This is a genomic window from Methanosarcina baikalica (genome assembly GCF_031461075.1).
Lineage (GTDB): Archaea > Halobacteriota > Methanosarcinia > Methanosarcinales > Methanosarcinaceae > Methanosarcina > Methanosarcina baikalica.
The window spans coordinates 1-3,425 of sequence record NZ_JAVKPK010000125.1 but is presented as its reverse complement, the minus strand read 5'-3'; the positions used below and the strand labels follow the sequence as shown (position 1 = coordinate 3,425).

The window sequence follows — 3,425 nt, the reverse complement described above, 5'->3', positions numbered from 1 at the left end:
AAAAATAAAATTGTGCCTTAAGGAATAAAATTATGTCTTACTATTTGTGCTTACTTATAGCAATTTCAATTATCTTTTCCGGCTACACAATAGTAAAGTCTCAGCCGGCTACACAATAGTAGAGTATCAGCCAAAAAGAAACGCCTAGTGAGGTACAGGTTCAAACGGGAGCCTTTGAGAAAGAAAATAGAATCCTGGGCAACGGGACTGCATATTCCTGGGTTACGCTTGACTCTGATGGAAAATTCAGCAATACGGATAAATTTCAGTGAATCAGCTCTTACCGGGATTCCCAAAGGAACAATTGTGGAGTATAAGCTTGCTTTGCCAGAAGAAGCTGCTTCCACGGCTTATAACCACATTGAGATTGATTGGAACCCTCAAGGACAAGAACCTCGGGAATTCGTGACATGCAGCATTTTGATGTCCACTTTTAAATGATAAGCCTTGAGGAAAGGGATAAAATTACAGCATCAGAGGACAATTTTAAGAGCTTATCAAAAGAGCCGGCGCCCGGAGATGTTCTAGAAGGGTATGTTCCCACAATATTTACAATGGCTTTCCGTTAGACAAAACCAGAAATAACGACAGAGATTAAACTCCCAAAATGTTATCCGACAAGTGTATACAACCCTGCAAACTATTCCATAAGCTATGATGACACAGGTAAGGAGTATACACTTGTCCTTGAAGATCTGCCCCTCATGTGAGGTGTAATTTAAAAATCAAGAAAGGAGTATTTCTCCTCCCAAACAGGTTCAAGCTGGGACCTGCTCCTTCTTTTCCCTATCCCAGTACCGGTGCTTTGCAATTGCGGCAATAAAGGAATCGTTAAAAGACCCTGTATTCTCACTATTTCTGGAGGTCACAACACCTTTATCGGATACTACTTTGTCAGCAGATTTCTGCCCTGCAAACTTTATATCTGGAAGGTTCGCAGCTTTAAGCAGCTCAACTCCCTCACCGGTTGCTCCTAAGGGTTTACAATGCCTGAATGCTTCATTGATGAAATGGATTGCATCGCCCTGCATTTTGAGAGTGTCTATACTTTCTTTCCCGCCGGGAACATATACAGCGTCGTACATCACTGACGCTGCAGTAAGGTAATTTTGATTGACTTCCAGCTTCTCCCCACTTGAACTCTTCAGCATTCCTCTGTATTTTGAGATTATATCTGTATGTGCTCCGCCTCCATTTAAAGCCTGCATCACCTGCCTGACACCGGTATGATCATACCCGTCAGCAATAAGGATGGCTATTTTTCGGGTTTTGATGGTATTCTTCACGGTATGCTCAGTGCGCTCCTGACTGACATTTGGAGACTCTTTCATAACCTGAGTTCCTTCCTTCTGTTCAGGGGCAGAGACGCCCACACCCCTTGCAATAGAAATTGCAAGTTCATTATCGACATTATTGAATAGCTCAACCACTGCTTTCCGGATTTTCGGGTCAATAACCTTTCCAACTTCAAAATGGAATGCTATTATGATATGTTTTTTTTCAGGCTCAGACATGCTGTTCCAGAACAATTTGGCCTGGCTGAAAAAGTCTTTAAACTTCTCGCTGCGTTCCCTGATTTTCTTGCCTTCTACCTTTTCCATATAATGGATATAGCCGCCTTCCTCTGCAGAGGCTGGGCGTGGGAGGTTCTCTCCGAGTGAGTTAGGGAAATAGCTAACCTTCCCCTTATTTATCGTCATCCTATGATATCCTTCTCTTTGATTATTACTGATGGGTGCCAGCGGCCGATTAATTGGGATCTCATGGAAATTCGGGCCACCCAGACGGATAAGTTGTGTGTCAAGATAGGAGAAGAGACGGCCCTGAAGGAGCGGATCATTGGAAAAGTCTATTCCAGGAACCACATTTGAAACACAGAAGGCAACCTGCTCAGTTTCAGCAAAAAAGTTATCAGGGTTACGGTTCAGGGTCATTTTCCCTATAAATTTGACTGGAACTTCCTCCTCAGGCCAGATCTTGGTGGCATCCAGAATGTCAAAGTCAAATCTGAACTCATCCTCTTCCTCAATAACCTGTATTCCGAACTCATACTCAGGATAGTTTCCCATTTCAATTGCTTCCCAAAGGTCACGGCGATGGAAATCAGGGTCCTTCCCGGAGATTTTCTGAGCTTCATCCCATACGAGAGAATGGATTCCAAGGAGAGGCCTCCAGTGGAACTTTATGAATCTCCCCTTACCTTCCGCATTGACAAAGCGGTATGTATTGACCCCAAATCCCTGCATCATTCGGTAACTTCTTGGGATTGCACGATCTGACATTAGCCACATTATTGTGTGCACAGTCTCCGGGTGGCAAACAACAAAATCCCAGAGTGTATCATGAGCTGTCGAGGCCTGAGGCATCTGGTTGTCCTGTTCAGGTTTAGCTGCATGAACAAAGTCTGGAAATTTAATAGCATCCTGAATAAAGAAAACAGGAATGTTATTGCCAACGAGATCGTAGTTTCCTTCTTCCGTGTAGAACTTCGTTGCAAAACCGCGAATATCCCTGACAGTATCAGCCGATCCTCTGAATCCGACAACCGTAGAAAACCTAACGAAAACAGGCGTTTTCTTGTTTGGATCCTGCAGGAATTTGGCACTTGTATATTCTGTCATCGGTTCATATACCTGAAAATATCCGTGTGCTCCGGATCCTCGGGCATGAACAATTCTTTCGGGTATTCGTTCATGGTCAAAATGAGTAATTTTTTCTCTAAAGTGAAAATCTTCAAGTAGGGTTGGCCCTCTTTCCCCTGCCTTGAGTGAGATATCGGTATTACTGACTCTAACGCCCTGGTTTGTTGTCAAAAACTCACGTTCAGGGTCTTCACGAAACATTTCTAATTGATCGTCTTTGCTTTTTTCATCGACTGCTCTCTTTTTCTCCAATATACAGCACCTTCCCTATTTCTCATGATCTTTAAGTCCAGTACATTTCTGTAGTGATGGAGCCCATACTTTCAGAGTTCAAACAACTGAGGATTATATGTTGATAGGCTCTTAACGGAAGTGAAAGCTGGAAATGGCAGGCCTCAATGTAAGTGGTAGCTATACCTGATACAAAAAATTTTATATTCACCCAGGATGCGGAGTCTGACCGAGCAACCAGGGAATAATTTTAGTTTTCCATAGGCTCAATCTTTAAAACCCCGTTTACAACTCACAATTGAGTGAAAGCTCCGTATATCCAACTCCCCTTTCCTAGATTGTTTTGATATAATATTATTGTTTTTATAAAAGTACTAATTTTTTTTTGGAGAAAAAGTGAATTCTGCCAGGAATTAATGAGAGATAAACGATGATAAAAGATAAGCTGTGGCCATGTAAGCAGAAAAGTGATATTAAGTGATGGCTTCCAGCTGGCTCCAGTAGCTTTTACATCATTACATAGAGATAGCAATATATGAGTCAAAAACACTT

The 3,425-nt window shown here is 42.3% G+C and carries 2 protein-coding genes; one reads left to right on the top strand and one right to left on the bottom strand.

Annotation, left to right across the window (positions count from 1 at the left end; all coding sequences use genetic code 11):
- The first annotated feature begins 237 nt into the window (after positions 1 to 237).
- Positions 238 to 441 carry a DUF5602 domain-containing protein gene (locus tag RG963_RS16240; protein WP_310577323.1) on the top strand — a complete coding sequence of 68 codons (204 nt, stop codon included), beginning with the start codon at positions 238 to 240 and terminating at the stop codon, positions 439 to 441.
- 317 nt (positions 442 to 758) lie between these two features.
- Here RG963_RS16240 and RG963_RS16235 read toward each other — a convergent pair whose 3' ends face one another.
- Positions 759 to 2,894 carry a catalase gene (locus RG963_RS16235; RefSeq protein WP_310577322.1) on the bottom strand — a complete coding sequence of 712 codons (2,136 nt, stop codon included), beginning with the start codon at positions 2,892 to 2,894 and terminating at the stop codon, positions 759 to 761.
- Positions 2,895 to 3,425: the final 531 nt, after the last annotated feature.

Bases quoted from the DNA above. Each gene is read 5' to 3' on its own strand.
- RG963_RS16240 (WP_310577323.1), top strand. From the start codon at position 238: ATGGAAAATTCAGCAATACGGATAAATTTCAGTGAATCAGCTCTTACC.